Genomic DNA, 1,901 nt, shown 5'->3' with positions numbered 1-1,901 from the left:
AACTATAATGATTACACCGAGGTGGTGATCACGATGAAAATTAGTAGCCGCTTTTCTATAGCTGTTCATATTTTATCTATTTTGAAAAACAATCCATCTTCAGTTTGCACTTCAGACTATATGGCCGAGAGTGTAAATACAAATCCGGTAGTCATTCGTAAAATAATGTCTTACTTGAAACAATCTGGATTTGTTTACGTAAATCGCGGACCAGGTGGCGCGGGATTATTAAAGGATTTACATGAAATCACATTATTAGATGTGTATCATGCAGTGAATGTAGTGGAAGAAGACAAACTATTTCACATTCATGAAAAACCGAATCCAGACTGTCCAATTGGGGCGAATATTCAAGCTGTTTTAGAGGTTATTTTAGTTCAGGCGCAATCTGCGATGGAAGAAGTGTTGAGAAATATTACGATGGGGCAGTTATTTGAATCTTTACAACAAAAAATGAAAGCATAATATGATAATTGCAAGTCTCTAAAAGAGAATGCATATTTTTTTCTTAAAATTGTAACTGTTTTGGTTACATCTAAAAATAAAAAGAAGGTAAGGTGTAAAAGATATGACTGTAAAAATGAAAGTATACTCAGATTTTATATGCCCGTTTTGCTTTTTAGCAAAAGGCCCATTAGATGAAGTAGCGAAAGAGAAAGATGTAGAAATCGAATGGATGCCATTTGAATTGCGTCCAAGTCCATATTCTAAAATAGATCCTTGGAACGAGCCAGATAAGTTAGGTTCATGGGATTCTTTCATTCTTCCTACTGCAAAAAAATTAGGGGTTGAAATGCGTCTGCCACGCGTTTCTCCGCATCCATATACACATTTAGCTTTTGAAGGGTGCCAATTCGCGAAAGAGCGTGGACTTGGAAATGAGTATCATCACCGAGTATTTACTGCGTTTTTCCAAGAAGAGCAAAACATTGAAGATATTGATGTATTAACGAAATTAGCGGTAGAAGTAGGGCTTCCTGAAGCTGAATTTAAAGATGCTTTAGTAAATCGTAAATATAAAGAAAAACATCAAGAAGCAATTCAGCATGCATATGATGAAGCAAATATTATGGCTGTTCCAACTGTCATGATTGGAGATGAAGTCATTCAAGGACTTGCTAGTAAAGAAACGCTAGAAAGAGTAATTGATAAAGAAATCGAAAAGGATAAAACAAATTCATTTGAAGGTATGCAATGTAAGACGGATGGATATTGCTAATTCGTCTTGCATGAAAGACTCAAGTTGATTTGTTTAAATAAAAATAATAAAACATATATTTGGAGGAATTAAAATGTCAGCAACTACAACAAATTTAAAAGAAGCAATCGTGAACCGTCGTTCAATTCGTAAAGTAACAAAAAACGCTACAATTACAAAAGAAAGAATTGAAGAAGTTTTAAAAACAGCTTTACACGCACCAACTTCTTTCAATATGCAAAGTGGCCGTATGGTTGTATAATGGATGGAGAGCATGAAAAGTTTTGGGATATCGTAAAAGAAACGCTTAGATCACGCGTGCCAGCAGAAAATTTTGAAGCAACAGTAGAAAGACTAAAAGGCTTCCATGCAGGTGTAGGAACAGTTCTATTCTTTGAAGATCAAGCAACAGTAGAAAAAATGCAAGAAAATGCACCATTGTATAAAGATCAGTTCCCATTCTGGTCTCATCAAGGAAATGCAATGCTACAACATACTGTATGGATGCTATTATCGGCTGAAGGAATTGGAGCGTCATTACAACATTACAATCCAATCGTAGATGCTGAAGTGAAAGCAACTTGGAACATTCCAGCAGAGTGGAGCTTAGTAGGACAAATGCCATTTGGTGAGCCAAATGAACAACCAGGGGAAAGAACATTCTTACCTACTGAAGATGTAGTGAAATTTTATTAAAAAATAC

At 35.4% G+C, this 1,901-nt stretch carries 2 protein-coding genes and 1 pseudogene; all 3 read left to right on the top strand.

The features are described 5' to 3' along the window. Positions 1-33: 33 nt before the first annotated feature. The 3 genes and pseudogenes from AB3X49_RS22250 (at position 34) to AB3X49_RS22240 (ending at position 1,894) form a co-directional block, all read left to right on the top strand. A complete protein-coding gene (locus tag AB3X49_RS22250) occupies positions 34-465 on the top strand; it encodes an Rrf2 family transcriptional regulator (protein WP_002186124.1) in 432 nt (143 codons plus the stop codon). A 103-nt stretch (positions 466-568) separates the two neighbouring features. Then, the gene (locus AB3X49_RS22245; protein ID WP_002064866.1) at positions 569-1,219 is read left to right on the top strand and encodes a DsbA family oxidoreductase; all 651 of its coding nucleotides are present in this window, start codon (positions 569-571) and stop codon (positions 1,217-1,219) included. Positions 1,220-1,292: 73 nt separating this feature from the next. Next, positions 1,293-1,894: pseudogene (locus AB3X49_RS22240) on the top strand (nitroreductase family protein). The last annotated feature ends 7 nt before the right edge of the window (positions 1,895-1,901 follow it).

Origin of the sequence: Bacillus sp. C30 (assembly GCF_040838255.1) — a bacterium.
In the GTDB taxonomy this organism is placed as follows: Bacteria; Bacillota; Bacilli; order Bacillales; family Bacillaceae_G; genus Bacillus_A; species Bacillus_A mycoides.
The sequence above is the reverse complement of the archived record's forward strand: the minus strand, read 5'-3'. Positions and strand labels throughout refer to the sequence as shown.

Bases quoted from the DNA above. Each gene is read 5' to 3' on its own strand.
- AB3X49_RS22250 (WP_002186124.1), top strand. From the start codon at position 34: ATGAAAATTAGTAGCCGCTTTTCTATAGCTGTTCATATTTTATCTATT.
- AB3X49_RS22245 (WP_002064866.1), top strand. From the start codon at position 569: ATGACTGTAAAAATGAAAGTATACTCAGATTTTATATGCCCGTTTTGC.